The sequence below is a fragment of the Blastococcus sp. SYSU DS0539 genome, from assembly GCF_054050855.1.
The window spans coordinates 331,836-353,873 of record NZ_JBJHAF010000003.1 but is presented as its reverse complement, the minus strand read 5'-3'; the positions used below and the strand labels follow the sequence as shown (position 1 = coordinate 353,873).

Genomic DNA, 22,038 nt, shown 5'->3' with positions numbered 1-22,038 from the left:
TGTTGAGGGGTACCGGAACAGTTTCCCCCGCACGGGTCAAGGGGAGCCGTTCCCGCTCCGCAGGGAGACCTGCTGCGGACGGCGCCGGGCGCGGCTACCGTCCCGGCCATGCACCGACATTGATCCCTCCCCGCACCACCCGCGGCCCGGGCCCTGGCCCGGCTGGCCGTGGGCTGGGCCGCGCTCTCGGAGCTGGTGCCTCTCTACCCGCTCTACGCGCTGCTCTTCCTCGAGACCGGGCTCTCCGGCGCCCAGCTGTCGCTGCTGTTCGCCGCCTGGTCGTTGACGGCGCTCCTGGCCGAGGTGCCGGCCGGCCTGCTGGCCGACCGGTGGTCGCGCCGGGGCTCGCTCGTGCTCGGCGGGTGCCTGCAGGCGGCGGCGTTCGCGCTGTGGACGGCGCTGCCCTCGTTCCCGGCGTTCCTGGCCGGCTTCGCGATCTGGGGCGTGGCCGGGGCCTGCACCTCGGGCGCCGCCGAGGCGCTGGTGCACGACGGGCTGGCCGACGTCGGGGCGGCGGAGTCCTTCGCCCGGGTCAACGGCGCCATGACGGCGGCCGAGCTGCTGGTGCAGGTGCCGACGGCGCTCGCCGCGACCGGGCTGCACGCCCTCGGTGGCTACCGCCTCGTCGGCTGGGTCAGCGTGCTCGTCTGCCTGGCCGCGGCGGCGCTGGCGCTGCGCTTTCCGGAGCCGCGGCCCGACGGCGATGCCGAGGAGGAGCCGCTGCGCACCGGCCTGGTCCTGGCGGTGCGCCGGCCGGCCCTGCTCGCCGCTCTCGCCGCCGTGGCGCTGGTCGGCGGGCTGGACGGGATGGAGGAGTTCTTCCCGGTGCTGGCGGCCGAGCGCGGGGTGCCGACGGCCGCCGTCCCGGGGATCGTGCTGGCCGTCTCCCTCAGCGGGGCAGCCGGTGCCGCGCTCGGTGGACGGGCGGGCCGGCCCCGGGCACGGACCCTCGCCGCCCTGCTCGCGGCCTCGGGCGCCGGGCTGCTGCTCACCTCCGTGGCGCCGCCGGCGGTGGCGCTCGGCCTGCTCGCCGCGGCCTACGGTCTGTACGTGGCCGTGCTGGTGGCCGCCGAGGCGGAGCTGCAGCGGCGGATCAGCGGCCCGTACCGCGCGACGCTCACCTCGGTGGCCGGCGCCGGCACGGAGCTGGCGTCGCTGCTGGTCTTCCTCGCGTGGGCCCTGGGCAGGATGTTCGCGGTGGCCCTCCTGGTGCTGGCCGTCGTCCCCGCGGTGGCCGGCGGGCTCCGCGACCGGCGGTGACGGGGATCGAGGCGGTCAGCCGTGTCCGGCGCGGCGGGCCACGCGCGCGGCGAAGACCCCGGCCGCGTAGCCGTTGTCGATGCTGCTGACGGCCACGCCGGGCGCGGACGAGTTGAGCATCGTCAGCAGCGCGCCCAGCCCGCCGAGCGCGCTGGGCTGCGCGGCCGAGGTGGGCACGGCGATCACCGGGACGTCGGTGAGCGAGCCGGCGATCGTCGCCAGCGAGGCGTCCATCCCGGCGACGACGACCAGGCAGTCGATCCCGTCGAGCAGCGACCGGTCCTCGAGCAGGGTGCCCGTCCGGCCGGCGACGTCGTCCACGCGCACGGCCTCGGTGCCGGCGACCCGGGCCACGAACGCCGCCTCGGCGGCGACCGGGGCGTCGGCGCCGCCCGCGCAGAGCACCGTCGTGCGGCCGACCGGCGCGGGCAGCGGGCCGACCGCCGCCGCCATGGCCGCGACGTCCATGGTCGTGGCCGACTCGTGCTCCGTCGCGAGCGCGACGAGGGTGTCGGCGGCGGCGCGCAGCACCAGCGCCGGGCGGTCGGGGTGCGCACGGCGGGCCTCGCGGACCAGCGCGAGGACCTGCTCGGTCGTCCGGCCCGTAGCCCAGACCACCGCCGGCTCGGCGGCGCTCGCCGGCGGGACGGGCAGCGCCGTCGGCTCGGGTCCGGCCGGTTCGGCACCGGCCGGCTCCGCGGCCGCGGGAACCGGGGCGAGCAGGGGCTCACCGGGGCGCGCGGTGCCCAGCGGCGGGAACGCGCCGCCCAGCAGCGCGGCGAAGCCGGCGGCCTCCTCGCGCACGGCGGTGACGGCGCGGACGACGTCGTCCACCGGATCGGCGAGCACGGCGCCGGGCGCGGCAGTGGCCGGTGCGGCGGGGACGGCGGCGGGGACGGCGGCGGGGACGGCGGCCACCGGGGCGCCGGCCACCGGGGCACCGCCGGCCGGCGGCCCGAGCGGGTCGGCCCGCGTCTGGGTCAGGGCGGAGAGCCGCACCACGCGGTCGCGGCCGCTGCGCTTGGCGTCGTAGAGCACGCCGTCGGCGGCGGCGAACAGCGTCTTGCGGTCGTCGCCCCGGGTGGCCGACGCGATGCCCGCGCTGATCGTCACCGGCACGTCGAGCCCGAGCTCCGACCACGGGTAGCGGGCGACCGAGGCGCGGATGCGCTCCAGCGCCCGCTCGGCCTGCTCGGCGGTCGTCTCCGGCAGCAGGATCACGAACTCGTCGCCGGCCCAGCGGCACACCTCGTCGGTGTCGCGCACCCCGGCGACCAGCAGCTCGGCGATCGAGCGCAGCACGGCGTCGCCACCGGGGTGGCCGATGGTGTCGTTGATCGACTTGAACCGGTCGACGTCGACGACGGCCAGCGCCGGCACGTCGCCGGCGGCCAGCAGGCCGTCCAGCCGCGCCTCGGCGTAGCGCCGGTTGGGCAGGTGGGTCAGCGGGTCCTCGTAGGCCTGCCGGCGCAGCTGCCCGGCGGCCCGCTCGGTCTCCAGCAGGCTCTTGCGCCGGCCGAACAGCTCCACCCAGCGGGTGCGCCGCTCGTCGACCCGGTCCAGCTCGTCGGTGAGGTAGGCCTGGAGGTAGGGCAGCGCGCGGCCGGCGTCGTCGAGGTCCGCGTGCAGCGTGCACAGCTCGCGCAGGGCGGCCCGGCGCAGCCGGGGCAGGCCGTGCTCGGTGGCCAGGGCCAGCGCGGCCACCAGGTGCTCGTCGGCGGCCCGGCCGTCGCCCTGGCGGCGCAGCGCGCGGCCGAGGGCCAGCTGCGCCGAGGCCAGCCGGTCCCGGTCGGCGGCCGCCGCGGACAGCCGGACGGCGGCGCGCAGCGGCCCGGTCGCGGCGGCCTGCTCGCCCATGCCGACCAGCGCCCAGCCGTGCACGACCTGGGCGGGGACGACGCCGTCGGCGTCCGGCGGCAGCTGCACCAGCGCTTGCTCGGCCAGCTGCCGGGCCTCCGCGAAGTACGGGGCGGCCGACTCGGGGGCGCCGTCGTCGAGCAGCCCCTCGCCGAGCTCGGCGCACAGCTCGCCCAGCCGGGTGGCGGCGACGGCGACCAGCACGTCGGGGTCGGTGCCGTCCGGGGCGAGCAGGTCCGGGTCGGCGGCGGCCGCCTGCGCGGTCTCGTGCGCCCGCCGCTGGTAGTCCAGCGCGAGCGGCATGAGCTCGAGGTCGGCGAGGACGCCGGCCAGGGTGCCCAGCGTCTCGACCAGCAGCGTGCTCGGCGGCAGCGCCGGGTCGAGCAGGCTCGCCGCCTCGACGGCCTCGTCCATCGCGGCGTCGATGCGCCGGGACAGCAGCTCGATGCGGGCGTGCCGGGCCAGGCCCGCGGCCCGCTGCAGGCCGTCGTCGGTGGCGTCGAACGCGGCCTTCGCCGAGCGGACCAGCGCGATCGCGAGCGCCGCGCGGGAGGCCGACTCCGACCGCGGGTCGGTCTCCTCGCCGTCGCTGGGGCCGGGGCCGTCGATCAGCTCGGCGACGCCGGCGTGCAGGTCGAGCGCGGGCTCGGGGGGCGAGCCGGGGGAGTCGGCGGACACCGGCTCGCCGACCAGCGTGAACCCGGCGACGCGCAGCCGGCGCACCAGCAGCTCGGCGCGCAGCGTGTCGGCCCAGGCGCGGCCCAGCGAGACGGGGGCGCCCTCGGGCGCGTCGGCGGCCGGAGCGGCGGCGACGTAGGGCGAAGGATCACGCTCGACCCCGGCGAGCAGCTGCTCGGCGTCGTCGAGCTGCCAGTTGCTGAGGGCGGCGGTCACCCGGTGGTGCAGGGCTCCCGGTGGCACGACCGCACTGTGCATGTCGTCACCGACAGTGTCGAGCAGGTGACTGGAAACGCGCCGTCCTCCGTCCGTCTCGTCCCTCCCGTCCCACGCGTGCGGAAAGCTCACGCACTCGCCCCGCGGTCCGCGGGGGCCGCGTCGGCGGGACCGTGGGCGCGCACCCGGTTGCGGCCCAGGCGCTTGGCCGAGAACAGGTGCAGGTCCGCGGTGTCGAACAGCGCCCGCCAGCCGACCACGGTGCTCGGCTGCCCCTCGGCGACCGCCGGCGCGGTCGCCACGCCGATGCTGACCGTCACCGGCCCGGAGAGCCGCAGGTCGGTCCAGTCGGCCTCCGCGACGGCGGACCGGAGACGCTCCATCACCACGACGGCCTGCGTCTCGGTCGCCGTCGGCAGCACGACGAGGAACTCGTCGCCGGCCCACCGGTACACCTCGTCGCCGGTCCGGCTGTGCTCGCGCAGCAGGTCGGCGACCCGGCGCAGCACGGCGTCCCCGTGGGTGTGCGAGGTGTCGTCGTTGACCTCCTTGAACCGGTCGACGTCGACGACGGCCAGCGACAGCGGCTCCTCGCCGAGCCGCAGCGCGCCCAGCCGCCGCTCGGCGCTGCGCCGGTTGCCCAGCCCGGTGAGCGGGTCCTCGAGGGCGTGCCGGCGCAGCAGGGCGGCCTGGCGCTCGGCCTCGCGCAGCCGGCTGCGGCGGACGAACATCTCGGCCCACAGCTCCCGGCCCCGGGCGTGTGCGCGGCCGGTGTCGGCGCGGTAGGCCTCCAGCCAGTACAGCGCCTCGGCCGGGCGCCCGAGGTCGGCGTAGCCCTGGCCGAGCTCCAGCAGGCTCTGCCGGTAGCGGCGGCGGTCACCGGCGGCCGCGAAGGCCCCCGAGGCGTCGACCAGCAGGTCGATCGCCTCCTCGCCGGCGGCGGTATCGCCGTCCCGCCGGGCGAGGGCGGCGAGCAGCCGGGCGAGCACGAGGTCGGTGTAGCCGCGCAGCCACAGCCCGCCGTCGCGCTGCAGCGAGCGGCGGACGCGGCGCAGCGGGCCCAGCGCGGCGTCGAGGTCCCCGCTGCACACGAGCGCCCACCCCTGCACCACGTCCAGCAGGTCGGCGTCGTCCTGCTCGGCGTCCCAGTCCAGCGCCCGGGCCTCGGCGGCGCGGGCGATCGCCTCGCCGGCCAGCTCGGCGGCGCGGTCGTTCTCGCCCCGGCGGCGCAGCGTCTGGGCGAGCTCGACGTGCTGGCGGGCGGTGAGCAGCAGCAGCCGGCCGCGGTCACCGACGTCCGGCAGCGCGGCCGCCACCTGGTGCCCGCGGACGGCGTGCGAGACGGCGAGCTCCTCCAGGTCCAGGCCGGACAGCGTCATCGACAGCCAGCGGTGCGCCTGCAGCAGGGGGCGGGACGGCTGCGCGGACTGCCCGTCGGTGAGCAGGCTGGCGTCGACCGACAGCAGCATCGCGTGGTCGAGGTGGTCGGTGGTCATCTCGATGTGGGCGAGGTAGGCCATCAGCAGGGCCGTCTCCGACGACACCGGGCACTCGTCCAGCAGCTCGCGGGCGGCGGTGACCCCGGCGGCCCGGGACGCCTCGTCGCCGTCGAGCATGGCCCGCCGGGCGTCCAGCGCGTGCCGCCACGCGCTCCACACGGGCTCCCCGCTGGCGGCGGCGAAGGCGCCGTCGGTCTCGTCGAGGAGCGCGAGGAAGGGCGCGGGATCCTCCCGGTCGCTTGCGTCGAGCAGCCGCCACAGCGCAGCCTGGAGCGCACCGGGGGCGACACGGGCCGGGCCGGGGGTCACGCATCCCTCCACTCCGGGTAGGCGGCCCACGCGGGCCGGTGCTGTCCGGCCCCCGCACCCGTTCTCGGGGTGGGGCGACCGCCTCGTACCGTGCGCACTACCCTCGTCGGATGCCCGGGATGCCATCCACTCCGTCTCCGACGCGGTTCGCCTATCTCGGGCCCGAGGGTACCTTCGCCGAAGCGGCCCTGAGCAGCGCGATTGCCACTCCGGAGGGACGGCGCTACCCCCGCCCGAGTGTCGCCGCGGCGCTGGCCGCGGTCCGGTCGGGTGACGCCGACGCCGCCCTGGTCCCGCTGGAGAACTCGGTCGAGGGCTCGGTGCCCGCGACCATGGACGGGCTGGCCGACGGCGACCCCCTGGTGATCGCCCGCGAGGTCTACCTCGACGTGGCGTTCGTCCTCGCCGTCCGCCCCGGGACGTCGCTCGCCGACGTCCGGTCGGTCGGCAGCCACCCGCACGCCCTGGCGCAGACGGTCGGGCGGCTCGCCGAGCTGCTCCCGGGCATCGCCCCGCTGCCGACGGCGTCGACCGCCGGGGCCGCCGCCGCGGTGGCCGCCGGGGAGGTGGACGCCGCGGTGTGCGCGGGGATCGCGGCCGACCGCTACGGGCTCGAGGTCCTCGCCGACGACGTCGCCGACCACGCGGGTGCCGTCACCCGGTTCGTGCTCGTGCAGCCCCCCGGCCCGCTGCCCGCACCGTCCGGCAACGACAAGACCTCGCTGACCGTCGTCGTCGGTGACCGCACCGGTGCGCTGCTGGACGTGCTGCGGGAGTTCGCCGTCCGCGGCATCAACCTGACCCGCATCGAGTCGCGCCCGACCCGGCAGCGGCTCGGCGTCTACTCCTTCTCGCTCGACTGCGAGGGCCACGTCGCCGATCCGCGGGTGGGGGAGGCGCTGGCCGCGCTGCACCGGCTCTGCGACGACGTCCGCTTCCTCGGCTCCTACCCGCGTGCCGACGGCCGGGAGAACCGGGCGGTGCCCGACGAGTCGTCGGACGCGGCGTTCGCCGAGGCGCGGTCGTGGCTGGCCGGGGTGCGCGCCGGCTCGGTCTGAGGCTCGTCGCTCGTCGCCCCGCTCGCCGAGTGGGCACTTCCGGTCGCTCGCGTCGGCGCGTCCGGACGTGTCGGCGGCAGCAACTGCGCACTCGGGCCACCGGCTCAGGTGCTCCCCGGGGGCCGGCCCAGCCGGGCGCGGAGCTCCTCGACGATCCGCCGGATGACCGGGACCTCGACGCCGTGCCGGTCGGCCGCCCGCAGCACCGCGCCGCCGATCGCCTCCAGCTCCGTCGGGTTGCCCGCCTCGGCGTCGCGCTGCAACGACGACCGCATCCCGTCGGGCAGCGACCAGGTGAAGTCGCGGGTGGCGGTGGCGTCCGGGGCCGCGCCCTCGGCCCGCGCCACCCCGGCCACCTCGGCGATGACCGCGGCCAGCTCCTCGCCCCGCTGCTCGCGTACCGGCCCCAGCGGCGCCGCCGCGGCCGTCGTCAGCAGCGCCATCGGGGCCAGGAAGGCCAGCTTGTCCCACAGCAGGCCGGCCTCGTCCGGGCGGACGGCGACGTCCACCCCCGCCGCGGCCAGCGCGCCGGCCAGCGGCTCGGCGCCCGGCGCCAGCTGGACGGCGCACAGCTGCCCCTCGTGCCGGACCTCGCCCGGCGCGGGGCGGGCGGCGGACACGCGGATGGTGCCGGCGACCACCCGCGCGGCCGGGTAGCGCCCGCGCAGCGCGGCCAGGTGCTCCACCCCGTTGAGCAGCGGCACCACCACGGCGTCGCCGAGCACGTCGGCGGGCACGCGGTCGAGCGCGCCGTCCAGCTGGGTCGCCTTCGTCGTCACCAGCAGGACGTCGACCGGCGCGGCCAGCCGCTCGGCCCCGCGGACCGGCGCCGTCAGCCGGCCGAAGCGGTCGCTGTCGACCCGCAGGCCGTCGCGGTCGAGGTGCGCGGCGGTCTCCGGCCGGGCCAGGCAGGTGACCGCGTGGCCCGCCCGCGCGAGCAGCGCGGCCAGCAGCCCGCCGACGCCGCCGGGCCCGAGCACCGCCACACGCATGGTCTCCACGTGGCCAGCCTGCCCCACACCGGCCGGGGAGCGGCGGTTCGTGCACGTTCCGCCGCTCCCCGGCCGGTCAGACGCGCTCCAGCTCCCGCTCCTCCGCCGGGGCCGTCGGCCCCTTCGCCAGCGCGCTCGGCCACCACACCTTGTCGCCGATGAGGTGGACGGCGGCCGGCACGAGCAGGGTCCGGACGACGAAGGTGTCGAGCAGGACGCCGAAGCCGACGAGGAACCCGAGCTGGATGAGGATCACCAGCGGCAGCACGGTCAGCGCGCCGAACGTGGCCGCCAGCACCAGCCCGGCGCTGGTGATCACGCCGCCGGTCACCGCCAGCGAGCGGAGCACGCCCGTCCTGGCCCCGTGCCGGACGGACTCCTCCCGGGCCCGGGTCATCAGGAAGATGTTGTAGTCGATCCCCAGGGCCACGAGGAACACGAACCCGATGAGCAGCACCTGCGGGTCGCTGCCCGGGAACCGGAACAGGTGGTCGAACACCAGCGCGCTGACGCCGACGGTCGCCGCCGTGCTCAGCGCGACGGTGAGGACGAGCAGCAGCGGGGCCAGGATCGCGCGGAGCAACAGGGCCAGCACGACCGTGATCACCAGCAGCACCAGCGGCACGATCACCGCCAGGTCGCGGGCGGCGGTCTCCTGGGTGTCCAGGTCGCCGGCGCTCGATCCGCCGACGAGGGCGTCGGGGTCGACGTCGCCCACCGCCGTCCGCAGGGCCTGGACGGTGTCCTGGGCGGCCTCGCTGTCGGGGGCGTCGGCGAGCGTGGCGTCGATCCGGACCAGTCCGTCCGCCACGAACGGCTCGGCGCTCCCGGCTCCGGGCGGGCCGGACTGCTCGCCGGTGAAGGGGGCGACCTCGGCGACGCCGTCCACCCCGGACGCGGCGTCGGCGACGTCCTGCCAGCCGTCGGCGGGGGTGATGATCACCGCCGGGCTCGACGCGCCGGCCTCGTAGTGGCGGGCGAGCGCCTCCTGGCCCTCCCCGGACTCCGAACCGCCGCGCACCGCCTCGGAGAGCGGGATCCCGTCGGCGTCGAAGGTGGGGACGAACAGCGCGAGGACGACCAGCGCGCCGCCGCTGCCGAGCAGGTAGCGGCCGGGACGGCGGCCGACCGAGGCCGACACCCGCTCCCAGCCCCGCTCGGAGGCGTGCGCCTCGCCGTACTTCGGGCGGAACGGCCAGAAGGCGGTGCGGCCGAACAGCACGAGCACCGCGGGCAGGAAGGTGAGCGCGGCCAGCATGGCGAAGGCGATGCACACCGCGGAGATCGGGCCGAGCCCGCGGTTGGAGCCGAGGTCGGAGAAGAGCAGGCAGAGGACGCCGAGGATCACCGTGCCGCCCGAGGCCAGGATCGGCTCCCACGACTGCCGGAGCGCGACCCGCATCGCGGCGTACTTCGACTCCTCGTGGCGCAGTTCCTCGCGGTAGCGGGCGACCAGCAGCAGGCCGTAGTCGGTGGCCGCGCCGACGACGAGGATCGAGGCGATGCCCTGGCTCTGGCCGTTCACCGCGATCCAGCCCTGCCTGGCCAGGAAGTAGGCCACCGCGAGGGAGACGACCAGCGCCAGACCGGCGGTGCCGATCACCAGCAGCGGCAGCAGCGGGCTGCGGTAGACGACCAGCAGGATCAGCAGGACGACGCCGAACGCCGCGATCAGCAGGAGCCCGTCGATGCCGGAGAAGCCCTCGGCGAAGTCGGAGAAGATGGCGCCGGGGCCGGTGACGTAGGCCGTGGTGCCGTCGACGGCGGGCAGGTCGCGCAGCTCCCCGATGACCTCGCCCAGGGTGTCGCCCAGGTCCGGGTCGAACGGCAGGACCGCCTGCGCCGCCTCGCCGTCCTCGGACGGGATCGCCGGTGACGGCTCACCCGCGAGCGCGCCGGCGTCCTCGGCGATCGCGACCGCCTGGTCGACCCGCTCCTGGGCCTCGGCCGGCGCGGCGGGGGCGAGCGCGCCGTCCTCGCTCTCCCAGAGGAGGATCACCGGCAGCGTCCGCTCGGTGCGGAACTGCTGCTGGAGCTCGGTGACCCGGGTGGACTCGGCGTTGTCGGGGAGGAAGGCGGCGGAGTCGTTCTCGGAGACCTCGCCCAGCTTGCCGCTGAACGATCCCAGCGGGCCGGCGATGGCCAGCCAGGCCACGGCGATCAGTGCCGGGATCAGCCAGCGGAGGATGCGGGTACGGCGAGGCACGATGTCCTTCGGTGGTCGAAAGTCTCGATCATCGAGAGATTAGGTCGGGAACCGGCCGAGCGCGAACGGAGGACCGGTGTCCGAGGAGGATGTGCGCGCGCGGCAGGAGCTGGCACTGCTCCTTCGCCGGCTGACCGTCGAACTGGATGCAGTCGGCCAGCGGTTCGCCCAGCGGCACGGGCTCAACCGCACCGACGTCCGGGCGCTGGTCGCGATCATGGACGCCGCCCGCCGCGGCGAGGAGCTCACCGCCGGACGGCTGGGCGAGGCGGTGGAGCTGCGCTCGGCGTCGGTGACGGCGCTGGTGGACCGCCTGGAGAAGGCCGGGCACCTGCGACGCGTGCGCGACACCGAGGACCGGCGGCGGGTCGTGCTGGAGATGTCGCACTCCGCGATGGCGGCCGGCGCGGAGTTCTTCGGCGGGCTGCAGCGGGACCTGCTCGCGGCGATGGAGGACTACTCCGACGCCGACCTCGCCGTCGTCCACCGGTTCCTGACCGGGATGACCGCCGTCATCGAGCAGTACGCCAGAGTCGTGGAACCGCCGGAGTAACGGTTCGGCCGAGTGGACGGGCGGCGGCGGCCGTCGTCGACGGAGGAGTGGCATGGCAGGCAGGAAGAAGCGGAAGCCGGACATCGCGCCGATCAACGCGCCGTGGCCCGTGGTCGAGGAGTGGCTGGGGCAGTGGCCGTTCGACTCCGCGTTCCTGCGGGACGACATCGCCTGGTCGCCGGTCTTCACCGCCCAGTCGTTCACCCCCGGCCGGCCGGAGCTCGACGAGCTGTGGACCACGGGCGGGGAGGTCTCGTGGCTCGGCGGCCCCGCGATCCTCCCGCTACCGCAGTGGCCCCGTCGCCGGGACGGGCGACCGCTGGCGCACATCGCGACCGTCGCCCTGGCCGACGTGGACGGGGCTGCGGTCATCGAGGAGAAGGAGGCGTTCCCCGCTCACCGGGAGGGACTGCCGACGACCGGGGTCCTCGAGGTGTTCCACGACCTGGAGACCTACGGCTTCGCGGCCGCGGACGGGAGTGCCGGGTGCTGGCTGGTCCGGTGGGTCGCGGAGCCCGACCGGTCGGGCTTCGCCGAGGTGCCGGCCGACGTCGACACGCCGACGGAGGTGGCCCAGCCTGGGCTCTTCCTGCGCGGCTGGATCCTGCCGTCGACGACGGATTTCGTCGGGACTGAGCATTTCGAGGCGGCCGAAGCGCTGGGCGAGGCCTACCAGCGCGCCTGGCTCCTCCAGCAGACCCGCTCCACGGACGGGTGGCCGATCCCCGTGACCCACGTCTACGGGTACAGCCAGGCCGGCAGCGCGGAGGCGCTGGAAGTGCTCGCGGAGGTGCTGCCGCTGGACGCGGGGGACAGCCATCGGCTAATCCTGGACATCGAGAGCTGGACGCATCTGGACCAGTGGTTCGGCGATGCCGCACCGCTGGAGGTCTGGATGCGGGAGAGCGATCTGGCGGCCCGCCGCTTCGACCGGGCCTGGTGTCTGATCCGTTCTGGCTGAGCGGGGCTCAGAGGTAGAGGCCGGTCGATTCCTCGATGCGCTCGGCGGCGACGGCGTGCACGTCGCGCTCGCGCAGGATGATCAGGTCCTCGCCGTGCACCTCGACCTCGTGCTGGTCCTCGGGGGAGAAGAGCACCTGGTCGCCGACCTTCACCTGGCGCACGCTCGGCCCGACGCCCTTGGCCTCGCCCCACACCAGCCGCTTGGCCACCTGCGCGGTCGCGGGGATGAGGATGCCGCCGCTGGAGCGCCGGTCGCCGTCCTCCCTGCGCAGCGCGACCAGGATGCGGTCGTGCAGCATCTTGATCGGCAGCTTGCCGGCGGAGGCGATGTCGTCGGGCACGTCGATCCACGCTACCCGCCGCCGTCCGGGGGGTTCCGGGCACCGACCGCCCGGCGGTTCGTGCACGAGACGCCGGAGCTAGCCCCAGCCCAGCTCGTGGAGGCGGTCCTCCTCGATGCCGAAGTGGTGCGCGATCTCGTGCACGACGGTGATCGTGACCTCCTCGACCACGTCGTCCTCGGTGTCGCAGATGTCGCAGATGGCCTCGCGGTAGATCATGATCCGGTCCGGCAGCGCGCCGCCGTAGTCCCAGCCGCGCTCGGTCAGCGCGTACCCCTCGTAGAGCCCGAGCAGCTCCGGTTCGTCGGGGTGGCGGTCCTCCACCAGGACGACGACGTTGTCCAGCAGCTTCATGAGCTCCGCCGGCACCTCGTCGAGCGCGTCGGCGACCAGCGCCTCGAACACCGGCAGCGGGAGCGCCTTCACCAGGACGTCGGCAGCGGCCGGCCCTCCTCGTAGCCGGCCGAGCTCTGCACCCCCAGGACCGCCCGCTCGTGCAGCTCGTCCACGGTGCGCGCGCCCGCGTAGGTGCACGAGGACCGCGCGCCCGCCACGATCTGGTCGATCAGGTCCTCGACACCGGGCCGGGCGGGGTCCAGGTACATCCGGGACGACGAGATGCCCTCCTCGAACAAGCCCGCGCGGGCCCGCTCGAAGCCGGACTGCGTCGCCGTCCGCGCCTTGACCGCCCGCGCCGAGGCCATGCCGAAGGACTCCTTGTACAGCCGGCCCGAGCCGTCGTCGTGGATGTCCCCGGCCGACTCGTAGGTGCCGGCGAACCAGGAGCCCACCATCACGTTGGCCGCGCCGGCCGCCAGGGCTAGCGCGATGTCGCGCGGGTGGCGCACGCCGCCGTCGGCCCAGACGTGCTTGCCGAGCGCGCGCGCCTCGGCCGCGCACTCCTCGACGGCGGAGAACTGCGGCCGCCCCACCCCGGTCATCATCCGCGTGGTGCACATCGCGCCGGGGCCCACGCCGACCTTGACGACGTCGGCACCGGCCTCGATCAGGTCGCGGGTGCCCTGCGCCGTCACCACGTTGCCGGCGACGACCGGCACGGAGCCCGCCACCGAGCGCACCGCGCGCAGCGCCTCGATCGCCTTCTCCTGGTGCCCGTGCGCGGTGTCGACGACGAGCACGTCCACCCCGGCGGCCAGCAGGGCGCCGGCCTTGCCCGCGACGTCGCCGTTGATGCCGACGGCGGCGGAGGTGAGCAGGGAGCCGTCGGCGTTGAGGGCCGGGGTGTACAGCGACGAGCGCAGCGCGCCCTTGCGGGTGATGACGCCGACCAGCCGGTCGCCGTCGGTCACCGGGGCCGCGCTCACCCGCTCGCCGGAGAGCACGTCGAAGATCTTGGTGAGGTCGGTGCCGGCCGGGATGGTCAGCGGCTCGCGGGTCATCACCTCGGCGAGCTGGGTGAACCGGTCCACGCCCTGGCACTGGCCGTCGGTGACGACGCCGACGGGGGAGCCGCCCTCGACGACGACGACGATCCCGTGCGCGCGCTTGGTGAGCAGCGACAGCGCCTCGCCCACGGTCGAGGTGGGGGAGAGGGTGATCGGGGTGTCGTAGACCGGGTGCCGGGTCTTGACCCACGACACCACCTCGCCGACGACGTCGACCGGGATGTCCTGCGGCAGCACGGCGAGCCCGCCGCGCCGGGCCACGGTCTCGGCCATCCGCCGTCCGGAGATCGCCGTCATGTTGGCGACGACGATCGGGATCGTCGTCCCCACCCGGTCCGGCGTGGTGAGGTCGACCTCGAGCCGCGAGCCGACGGAGGACCGCGCGGGGACCATGAAGACGTCGGAGTACGTCAGGTCGTGGTCGGGGCGCTGCAGGAACCGCATGGCCCCAGTGTCCCTGACGGGGGCTCGGTGCGGCCGCGCCGAGGTCGTTCTGCGCGCAGTCCGTCTCTGCCCGCGGGTGCTGGGCAGAGCCGGCGGGGCCATTTTGCTCAAGGTCCGTCTCTGCCCACGGGTGCTGGGCGGAGACGGCGAGGTGGTTCTGCGCACAGTCCGCCTCTGCCCACGGGTGCTGGGCAGAGACGGCGAGGTCGTTCTGCGCACAGTCCGTCTCTGCCCGCGGGTGCTGGGCAGAGACGGACTGTGCTGTGGGTGGAACCGAGGCGTCCGCGCCCGGCTCGGGAGTCGGTGTCTCGTCACCGTTGGCGCGCCGTCCACCGGCAGGTGACAAAATCGCACGGTGATCGACCTCCGGCTCGTGCGTGAGAACCCCGACGTCGTCCGTGCCAGCCAGCGGGCGCGGGGTGCCGACGAGTCCCTGGTCGACGCGCTGCTCGCCGCGGACGTGGCCCGGCGGGAGGCGGTGAAGCGGGCCGACGACCTGCGCGCCGAGCAGAAGAGCGCCTCCCAGGCGGTGAAGAAGGCCGCTCCCGAGGAGCGGCCCGCCGTCCTCGACCGGGCCCGGGCGCTGGCCGCCGAGGTGAAGGAGGCCGAGGAGGCGCAGCGCGCCGCCGACGCCGCGCTGCGCGACGTGCACATCCGCATCCCCAACGTGGTGGCCGGCGAGGTGCCGCCGGGCGGTGAGGACGACGCGGTCACCCTCCGCACGGTCGGCGAGGTGCCCGCCTACGGCTTCGCGGTGCGCGACCACATCGAGATCGGCGAGGCCCTCGGCGCGATCGACATGGAGCGCGGCGCGAAGGTCTCCGGCTCGCGGTTCTACTTCCTCACCGGCCCGGGGGCGCTGCTGGAGTTCGCGCTCGCCCAGCTGGCCATCTCCCGTGCGGTCGCCGCCGGGTTCACCCCGGTCATCGCCCCGGCGCTGGTCAAGCCGAGCGCCATGGAGGGCACCGGCTTCCTCGGCGAGCACGACGAGGAGGTGTACCGGATCGAGCGGGACGACCTGTACCTCGTGGGCACCTCGGAGGTCGCCCTGGCCGGCATGCACAGCGGCGAGGTGCTGGACCTCTCCGCCGGCCCGAAGCGCTACGCCGGCTGGTCGTCCTGCTTCCGCCGCGAGGCCGGCTCCTACGGCAAGGACACCCGCGGCATCATCCGGGTGCACTGGTTCGACAAGGTCGAGATGTTCAGCTTCGCCCGGCCGGAGGACACCGCCGCCGAGCACCTGCGGCTGCTCGCCTGGGAGGAGGAGTTCCTCCAGGCGCTGGAGCTGCCCTACCGCGTCGTCGACATCGCCGCCGGTGACCTGGGCACCAGCGCCACCCGCAAGTACGACATCGAGGCGTGGTTCCCGACGCAGGGCACCTACCGCGAGCTGACCAGCACCTCGGACTGCACGACGTTCCAGGCCCGCCGGCTGAACATCCGCTACCGCGACGCCGACGGGAAGACCCAGACCGCCGCCACGCTCAACGGCACGCTCTGCGCCATCGCCCGCACCATCGCCTGCCTGCTGGAGGTCCACCAGCGCGCCGACGGCTCGGTGCACGTGCCGGTGGCGCTGCGCCCGTGGCTCGGCGGCGTCGCGGCGCTGACGCCGGGCATGACCCTGGCGGCCCCCGTCCCGCCGGCCACCCCATGAGCCCACGCCCGCCGGAGGTCCTGCAGGCCTACGGCGTCCTGCCCGGCGCGGACCGGGTCGTCGAGCTCGGCGACCTGGGGCCGTGGCGCCCCAAGCTGGTGGCCACCGACCTCGACGGCACGCTGCTCGACGCCACCGGCGAGGTGAGCCCGCGGACCCGCGCCGCGCTGGCGGCCTGCTGGGACGCCGGCATCCCGGTGGTCGGCGTGACCGGCCGGGGCCCGCGGCTGCTGGAGAGCGTGCGGGCCGCCCTCGACGGGCGCGGCGTCGCCGTCCTCTCCCAGGGCGGGTTCGTCGTCGACCTGGAGCGGGACGAGGTGCTGCGCGCCGTCGCCCTGCCGCGGACGCAGGCCATGGCCGTGATCGAGCGGATCGAGGCGGTGACCGGCGACCTGGTGATGGCGGTCGAGGACGCCGCCCAGCAGCGCGAGGCCCGCGGCGCGCTGCGGGTGCAGCACGGCTTCGACTGGCCCTACCCCGAGGACGCCCAGCTGCTGGCGAAGCACGAGGTGCTGCCGCCGGAGGCCGTGCTGAAGGTCTTCCTGCGCTCGCCGACCCTCGGCCAGGACGAGCTGCTGGCGCTCGCCCGGTCCGTCGTCGACCCGGCCGACGCCGAGCTCACCCACGCCGGCCTGGGCTTCATCGAGGTGCTGCCGCCCGGCATCACCAAGGCCACCGGCCTCGCGATCGCCCTGGAGCGCCACGGCGTGGGCTTCGGCGACGTCCTCGTGTTCGGCGACATGCCCAACGACCTGCCGATGCTGACCGCGGTCGCCGAGGCGGGGGGCCGGGCGGTCGCCGTCGCCAACGCGCACCCGGCGGTGCGCGCCGTCACCAGCCACGTGACCAGCGGCCACCGCGCCGACGGGGTCGCCCGCTACCTGGAAGAGGTCCTCGGTGTCTGACTGGCGTCCCCGGCTGATCGCCAGCGACATGGACGGCACGCTGCTGCGCTGGGACGACACGGTCAGCGAGGCGACCGTCGCCGAGCTCGAGCGGTGGCGGGCCGGCGGCGTCCCGGTGGTGCTGGCCACCGGCCGCCCGCCGCGCTGGATGCGCCGGATCCGCGACGTGCTCGGGTACGGGACGGCGGTGTGCTGCAACGGCGCCGTCCTCCTGGACCTGGAGACCTTCGAGATCCTCCACGAGGAGGCCGTGCACCCCGACGTCCTCCGATCGGTGACCGACGAGCTGCGCCGGCGGCAGCCGGACACCTGGTTCGCGGTCGAGTACGGGCTGGAGTTCCGCCACGAGCCGATCTACCAGCCGCGGTGGGACGTCGACGCCCCCGGGGTCGCGGAGGCGACGCTGGAGGAGATGGTGAGGCAGCCGGTCGCCAAGCTCCTGGCCCGCCACGAGAGCCTGCCGCGCGACGAGTTCGTCGCCCTGGTGGAGGAGGTCATCGGCGGCCGGGCGACGGTCACGTGCTCGTCGACGGACGCCCTGGCGGAGATCTCCGCACCCGGGGTGACGAAGGCGTCGGGCCTGGCCACGGTCGCGGCCCGGCACGGGGTCGGGCCCGGGGACGTCGTCGTGTTCGGGGACATGCCCAACGACATCGCCGCCTTCCGGTGGGTCCGCGACGGCGGTGGCCGCGCGGTCGCCATGGCGCACGCGCACCCCGACCTGCTCGCCGTCGCCACGGACGTCACCGGCGGCAACGACGACGACGGCGTCGCGGCGTTCCTGCGCTCCCTGTAGCGGCCCGCCGCACCGATCGTTCGCGCGACGCGGCATCACGGCCGTTCGTGTCAGCGCATCCAGCGGCTGGGCTGGACCTCCCGGGCCTCGTGCCGATGACTGCAGGGACGCCGTGCGGCGGACGATCATCCGCGAGGAAGCGAGCTGGCATGGAGCACGTGCACGACCCCGGCACCACGACGGCCACGCGGCGGGACGACCTGCAGCCGGGCCGCGGGCTGTCCGCCATCGGGCTGCGCGGCCGCCTGCTGGGCTCGATCCTCGTCGTGGCGCTCACGACCGTCGGCGTCGGCGCGTTCGGCATCGACCGGATGTCGACCCTCAGCGACCAGGCCAAGCAGGTCTACGACGACGGCGCCGTCCCGCTGCACGGGCTGCAGGAGCTCGAGAGCGACTGGTGGCGCCTGTCGGCCAACGTCGCGCGGGCGTCCATCCCGACGCTGCCGGCCGACACGATCGCCAAGGCGCGGCGGGGCACGCAGGAGTCCGGCGAGGTCCTCGCCGAGGACATCGCGGCGGTCGGCGAGATGCCGCTGGACGGGCCCACCCGGACGGCGTACGAGACGTTCGCGTCGGCGACCCGGACCTACCTCGAGGCGCTCGCCGAGCTCCAGGCGGTCAGCGCGACCAACCCCGCCGCGATGCCGCCGCTGCTGCGGACGATGGCCGAGAACGAGACCATCATCGAGGAGTCGCTGGTCGAGGCGACCGACGCCGCGGCCGCGGCCGCGGTGGCGACGGCGGACGACGCCCGCGGCGCCTACGAGACGGCCCGGACGCTGGCGCTGGTGATCATCGCCGTCGGCCTGCTGGTCGCCGTCGTCCTCGCGCTGGTCGTCGCCCGGGGCGTCACCCGCCCGGTGCAGCGGATCCGCGAGGTGCTGGCCCAGGTCGCCGCCGGTGACCTCACCGTCCGCGCCGGCCGCACGGGCGGCGCCGAGCTGGGCGAGATGGCCGAGTCGCTGGACCACACCCTCGACTCGATCGGGCACGTGCTCACGCTGGTCAGCGACTCCTCCACCCGGGTGGCCGCTGCCTCGCACCAGCTGAGCTCGGCGGCCGAGGGCATCTCGGCCAACGCGCGGACGGCGGCCGGTCAGGCCGACGAGGTGGTGGCCTCGGCCGGCGCGGTGGCCTCGAGCGTGGACACGGTGGCGACGGGGTCGTCGCAGATGGAGTCGGCGATCCGGGAGATCGCGCACAACGCGACCGAGGCCGCCCGGGTGGCCGGTCAGGCCGTGGGCGTGGCCGAGACGACGACGCGGACGGTCGGGAAGCTGGGCGACTCCTCGCAGGAGATCGCCACGGTGATCAAGCTGATCAACGGGATCGCCGAGCAGACCAACCTGCTGGCGCTGAACGCCACCATCGAGGCCGCCCGCGCCGGTGAGGCCGGCAAGGGCTTCGCCGTCGTGGCGTCGGAGGTCAAGGAGCTGGCGCAGGAGACGGCGCGGGCGACGGAGGACATCTCCAAGCGGGTGGAGGCGATCCAGGCCGACACCGCCGGCGCCGTGGAGGCGATCAGCCGGATCTCGACGGTCATCGGGGAGATCAACGACTTCCAGGCGACCATCGCCGCGGCCGTCGAGGAGCAGACCGCCACCACCAACGAGATGAACCGCAACGTGGCCGAGGCCGCCAGCGGCACCCAGGGCATCGCGGCGGCGATCTCCGGGCTGGCCGCCGGGACGCAGGAGACCAACCACCGGGTCGAGGAGGCCCAGCGGGCGGCCGCCGAGCTGGCCCGCATGAGCGGCGAGCTCCAGGACGCGGTGAGCCGCTTCCAGATCTGACCCCCCGGGCGACGACCAGGTCACCTGGTCGTCGCCCGGGGGACGGGTCAGAGGTACTGGCCGCCGCCCGGGCGGAAGTCGCCGTGCGGGCCGGGCGCCTGGCCGCCGGGGAGCGCCTTGCGGCGCATCTCCTCCAGCTGGGCGCGGGCGGCCATCTGCTGGGCGAACAGCGCCGTCTGGATGCCGTGGAACACGCCCTCGAGCCAGCCGACCAGCTGCGCCTGCGCGATCCGCAGCTCCGCGTCCGACGGCGTCTCGCCCTCGGTGAACGGCAGCGTGATGCGGGCCAGCTCCTCGCGCAGCTCGGGGGCGAGCCCCTGCTCGAGCTCCCGGATCGAGGAGGCGTGGATGTCGCGCAGCCGGTTGCGGCTGGCGTCGTCCAGGGGAGCGGCGCGCACCTCCTCCAGGAGCTGCTTGATCATCGTCCCGATCCGCATGACCTTCGCGGGCTGCTCGACCAGCTCGCCGACGCTCGTGCCGCCGTCACCCTCGTCGTCGGCGCCCTGGGGCATGGGGACGGTGCCGACCGGGCGTCCGTCGGGGCCGACCACGACCACCTGCTGGGGACGTTCGTTGCCGTTCTCCGGTGCCGTCATGCCCTCCATCCTGCCCCGTGCCGGGGACGGCGGGCCGCCCGGCCGGGGAGGCCGGCCCCGGCCCCGGGACGGCGCATCGCCGGACCCGGCCAGGAACGCATCGCCGGACCCGGCCAGGAACGCATCGCCGGACCCGGCCAGGGAATCGCCGCACCCGGCCGGGAACTAGGGTGCGGCGCATGTCTTCGGGGGCGGGCGGGCTGGACGTCGCGCGGGTGCGCGGCCTCTTCCCGGCGCTGTCGGACGGCTACGTGCACGCCGACGGGCCGGCCGGCTCGCTGGTCCCGGAGAACGTCGCCCACGCGGTCGGCTCGGCGATGCGCATGCCGGTGGCCGACCGGGGTGGGGTCTTCCCCGCCTCGGGCCGGGCCGAGGCGCTCGTCGCCGGCGCCCGTGCGGCCGTGGCCGACCTCGTGGGTGGCCGCCCCGGCGGGGTGGTGCTGGGGCCGAGCACGACGACGCTGACGTACGGGATGGCCCGCGCGCTGGCCCGAACCTGGCGCCCCGGCGACGCGATCGTGCTCAGCCGGCTCGACCACGACGCGAACGTCCGGCCGTGGGTGCAGATGGCCGCCGCGACCGGGGTGCAGGTCCGCTGGGCGGAGGTGGACATCGAGACCGGCGAGCTGCCCGCGTGGCAGTACGCCGAGCTGATCGACCGCCGCACCCGGCTGGTGGCGGTCACCGCCGCCAGCAACGCGCTGGGCACGCGGCCCGACGTCGCCGGCATCGCCGCCCAGGCGCACGCGGTCGGTGCGCTGGTCTACGTCGACGCCGCGCACGCCGCCCCGCACGTGTTCCTCGACAAGACCGCGCTGGGGGCCGACTTCGTGGCCGTGTCGGCCTACAAGTGGTGCGGGCCGCACGTCGGTGCGGTGGTGGCCGATCCGGAGCTGCTGGAGCACCTGCGGCCGGACAAGCTGCTCCCCTCGCCGGACCGGGTGCCCGACCGGTTCGAGGCCGGCGCGCCGCCCTTCGAGCTGTACGCGGGCGTGAGCGCCGCCGTCGACCACCTCGCCGGCCTCTGCGGCGAGGTCGGCGGCAGCCGGCGGGACCGGCTGCGCGCGTCGATGGCCGCCGTGGCCCGGCACGAGGGCGACCTGTTCGACTGGCTGGACCAGGCGCTGCGCGCGATGCGGCACGTGCAGGTCCTCGGGGAGCCCGAGCGGTGCACCCCGACCCTGTCGTTCACCGTCGCGCACATGCGCCCGCGGCAGGTGGCCGCCGAGCTGGCCCGGGCCGGCATCTGCGCCTGGGACGGCGACTTCTACGCCCGCGAGCTCTTCGACGCCCTCGGCGTGAACGAGACCGGGGGCGCGGTGCGCCTGGGCCTCATGCACTACAACACCGCCGACGAGGTGGGCCGGATCATCGACGCCGTCGCCGGGCTGCGGCCGCGCTGAGCCGGCTCAGTCGCCGGGCAGCAGCAGCACCTTGCCGATGTGCTCGCTCGCCTCGACGACCTGGTGGGCCTCGGCGGCGCGGGACATGGGCAGCCGCCGGTCCACGATCGGCCGGACGACGCCGCGTTCGACGTCGGGCCACACGTCGTGCCGCACCGCGGCGACGATCTCGGCCTTCCCGCCGGGCCCCGTCGCCGGGCGCGAGCGCAGCGCGGTGGCGTGCACCGAGCCGCGTTTGCGCAGCAGCGCGTTGATGTCCAGCTCGGCCTTGGTGCCGCCCTGCATGCCGATGATCACCAGCCGGCCGCCGTCGGCCAGGACGTCGACGTTGCGGGCCAGGTACTTGGCGCCCATGTTGTCGAGGACGACGTCGACCCCCCGCCCGTCGGTCGCCTCCTTCACCCGCTCGACGAAGTCCTCGTCGCGGTAGTTGATCCCCACCTCGGCGCCCAGCTCGCGGCAGACGTCGAGCTTCGCGGCGGTGCCCGCGGTGGTGAACACCCGGGCGCCGGCGCGGGCGGCGAGCTGGATCGCCATCGTGCCGATGCCGCTGGAGCCACCGTGCACGAGGAAGGAGTCGCCACGCTGCAGCCCGGCGAGCAGGAAGACGTTGGACCAGACGGTGCAGGTGACCTCCGGCAGGGCGGCCGCGGTGGCCAGCTCCACGCCCGAGGGCTTCGGCAGCACCTGGCCGGCGGGGGCGGCGACCCGCTCGGCGTAGCCGCCCCCGGCCAGCAGCGCGCACACCTCGTCGCCGACCGACCAGCCCGAGACGCCCTCGCCGACCTCGCTGACGATCCCGCTGCACTCCAGGCCCAGGACCTCGCTGGCCCCCCTCGGCGGCGGGTAGAAGCCCTGCCGCTGCATCAGGTCGGCCCGGTTCACCGCCGTCGCGGCGACGTCGATGATCACCTCGCCCGGGCCACAGACGGGGTCGGGCACCTCGCTCCAGCCGAGCACCTCCGGGCCACCGGGTCCGCTCGTCGTCACCGCACGCATGCCCCGACCTTAGGGAGCCCGGCGGGGGCGCTGCTCACCGAGATGCGCACGAGCGCGGTCATCCGGGCGCTGTGAACCGCGCGGATGCGCATCCCGGCGCCCACGCA

18 protein-coding genes are annotated in these 22,038 nt (G+C 75.6%); 9 read left to right on the top strand and 9 right to left on the bottom strand.

What is annotated here, in order from left to right:
* Nucleotides 1-195 precede the first annotated feature (195 nt).
* Nucleotides 196-1,260 carry an MFS transporter gene (locus tag ACI790_RS05945; RefSeq protein ID WP_456568864.1) on the top strand — a complete coding sequence of 355 codons (1,065 nt, stop codon included), beginning with the start codon at nt 196-198 and terminating at the stop codon, nt 1,258-1,260.
* Nucleotides 1,261-1,275: 15 nt separating this feature from the next.
* On the opposite strand, the gene ACI790_RS05940 is transcribed toward ACI790_RS05945, so the two are convergent.
* Nucleotides 1,276-4,038, bottom strand: coding sequence for a diguanylate cyclase domain-containing protein (locus tag ACI790_RS05940; protein ID WP_456568863.1), 2,763 nt, complete (start codon nt 4,036-4,038; stop codon nt 1,276-1,278).
* 101 nt (nt 4,039-4,139) lie between these two features.
* Nucleotides 4,140-5,819 (bottom strand): GGDEF domain-containing protein, encoded by a 1,680-nt coding sequence (locus ACI790_RS05935; RefSeq protein WP_456568862.1) that lies wholly within the window; start codon nt 5,817-5,819, stop codon nt 4,140-4,142.
* A 110-nt stretch (nt 5,820-5,929) separates the two neighbouring features.
* On the opposite strand from ACI790_RS05935, the gene pheA reads away from it, so the two are divergent.
* Nucleotides 5,930-6,877 carry a prephenate dehydratase gene (gene pheA, locus ACI790_RS05930; protein WP_456568861.1) on the top strand — a complete coding sequence of 316 codons (948 nt, stop codon included), beginning with the start codon at nt 5,930-5,932 and terminating at the stop codon, nt 6,875-6,877.
* Between the two features lie 104 nt (nt 6,878-6,981).
* On the opposite strand, the gene ACI790_RS05925 is transcribed toward pheA, so the two are convergent.
* Both ACI790_RS05925 and ACI790_RS05920 read right to left on the bottom strand, forming a co-directional pair.
* Nucleotides 6,982-7,869, bottom strand: coding sequence for a ketopantoate reductase family protein (locus tag ACI790_RS05925; protein ID WP_456568918.1), 888 nt, complete (start codon nt 7,867-7,869; stop codon nt 6,982-6,984).
* A gap of 76 nt (nt 7,870-7,945) precedes the next feature.
* The gene (locus ACI790_RS05920; protein ID WP_456568860.1) at nt 7,946-10,075 is read right to left on the bottom strand and encodes an MMPL family transporter; all 2,130 of its coding nucleotides are present in this window, start codon (nt 10,073-10,075) and stop codon (nt 7,946-7,948) included.
* Nucleotides 10,076-10,151: 76 nt separating this feature from the next.
* Here ACI790_RS05920 and ACI790_RS05915 point away from each other — a divergent pair, with 76 nt between their 5' ends.
* Together ACI790_RS05915 and ACI790_RS05910 are read left to right on the top strand one after the other, a co-directional pair.
* Nucleotides 10,152-10,628 carry a MarR family winged helix-turn-helix transcriptional regulator gene (locus ACI790_RS05915; RefSeq protein WP_456568859.1) on the top strand — a complete coding sequence of 159 codons (477 nt, stop codon included), beginning with the start codon at nt 10,152-10,154 and terminating at the stop codon, nt 10,626-10,628.
* Nucleotides 10,629-10,680: 52 nt separating this feature from the next.
* Nucleotides 10,681-11,589, top strand: a complete 909-nt coding sequence (locus tag ACI790_RS05910; RefSeq protein ID WP_456568858.1) for a YwqG family protein — start codon at nt 10,681-10,683, stop codon at nt 11,587-11,589.
* A 7-nt stretch (nt 11,590-11,596) separates the two neighbouring features.
* On the opposite strand, the gene ACI790_RS05905 is transcribed toward ACI790_RS05910, so the two are convergent.
* The 3 genes from ACI790_RS05905 to ACI790_RS05895 form a co-directional block, all read right to left on the bottom strand.
* Nucleotides 11,597-11,932, bottom strand: a complete 336-nt coding sequence (locus ACI790_RS05905; RefSeq protein ID WP_456568857.1) for a GroES family chaperonin — start codon at nt 11,930-11,932, stop codon at nt 11,597-11,599.
* A gap of 78 nt (nt 11,933-12,010) precedes the next feature.
* On the bottom strand, nt 12,011-12,358 hold the full coding sequence (locus ACI790_RS05900) for a metallopeptidase family protein (RefSeq protein WP_456568856.1): 348 nt from the start codon (nt 12,356-12,358) through the stop codon (nt 12,011-12,013).
* Nucleotides 12,355-13,782, bottom strand: a complete 1,428-nt coding sequence (locus ACI790_RS05895) for a GuaB1 family IMP dehydrogenase-related protein (RefSeq protein WP_456568855.1) — start codon at nt 13,780-13,782, stop codon at nt 12,355-12,357. Before ACI790_RS05895 ends, ACI790_RS05900 begins: the two co-directional genes overlap by 4 nt.
* Before the next feature lie 355 nt (nt 13,783-14,137).
* Here ACI790_RS05895 and serS point away from each other — a divergent pair, with 355 nt between their 5' ends.
* The 4 genes from serS to ACI790_RS05875 all read left to right on the top strand — a co-directional run bounded on the left by serS (nt 14,138) and on the right by ACI790_RS05875 (nt 18,933).
* Nucleotides 14,138-15,439 carry a serine--tRNA ligase gene (gene serS, locus ACI790_RS05890; protein WP_456568854.1) on the top strand — a complete coding sequence of 434 codons (1,302 nt, stop codon included), beginning with the start codon at nt 14,138-14,140 and terminating at the stop codon, nt 15,437-15,439.
* A complete protein-coding gene (locus tag ACI790_RS05885) occupies nt 15,436-16,344 on the top strand; it encodes an HAD family hydrolase (RefSeq protein WP_456568853.1) in 909 nt (302 codons plus the stop codon). Before serS ends, ACI790_RS05885 begins: the two co-directional genes overlap by 4 nt.
* A complete protein-coding gene (locus tag ACI790_RS05880) occupies nt 16,337-17,140 on the top strand; it encodes an HAD family hydrolase (protein ID WP_456568852.1) in 804 nt (267 codons plus the stop codon). The genes ACI790_RS05885 and ACI790_RS05880 overlap by 8 nt, the downstream gene beginning before the upstream one ends.
* Nucleotides 17,141-17,289: 149 nt before the next feature.
* Nucleotides 17,290-18,933, top strand: a complete 1,644-nt coding sequence (locus ACI790_RS05875) for a methyl-accepting chemotaxis protein (protein ID WP_456568851.1) — start codon at nt 17,290-17,292, stop codon at nt 18,931-18,933.
* A 47-nt stretch (nt 18,934-18,980) separates the two neighbouring features.
* Here the strand turns inward: ACI790_RS05875 and ACI790_RS05870 are convergent, their stop codons facing one another.
* Nucleotides 18,981-19,529, bottom strand: coding sequence for a bacterial proteasome activator family protein (locus ACI790_RS05870; protein ID WP_456568850.1), 549 nt, complete (start codon nt 19,527-19,529; stop codon nt 18,981-18,983).
* Nucleotides 19,530-19,708: 179 nt separating this feature from the next.
* Here ACI790_RS05870 and ACI790_RS05865 point away from each other — a divergent pair, with 179 nt between their 5' ends.
* A complete protein-coding gene (locus ACI790_RS05865; protein ID WP_456568849.1) occupies nt 19,709-20,932 on the top strand; it encodes a cysteine desulfurase-like protein in 1,224 nt (407 codons plus the stop codon).
* Between the two features lie 6 nt (nt 20,933-20,938).
* Here ACI790_RS05865 and ACI790_RS05860 read toward each other — a convergent pair whose 3' ends face one another.
* A complete protein-coding gene (locus tag ACI790_RS05860; protein WP_456568848.1) occupies nt 20,939-21,931 on the bottom strand; it encodes an NAD(P)H-quinone oxidoreductase in 993 nt (330 codons plus the stop codon).
* Nucleotides 21,932-22,038: the final 107 nt, after the last annotated feature.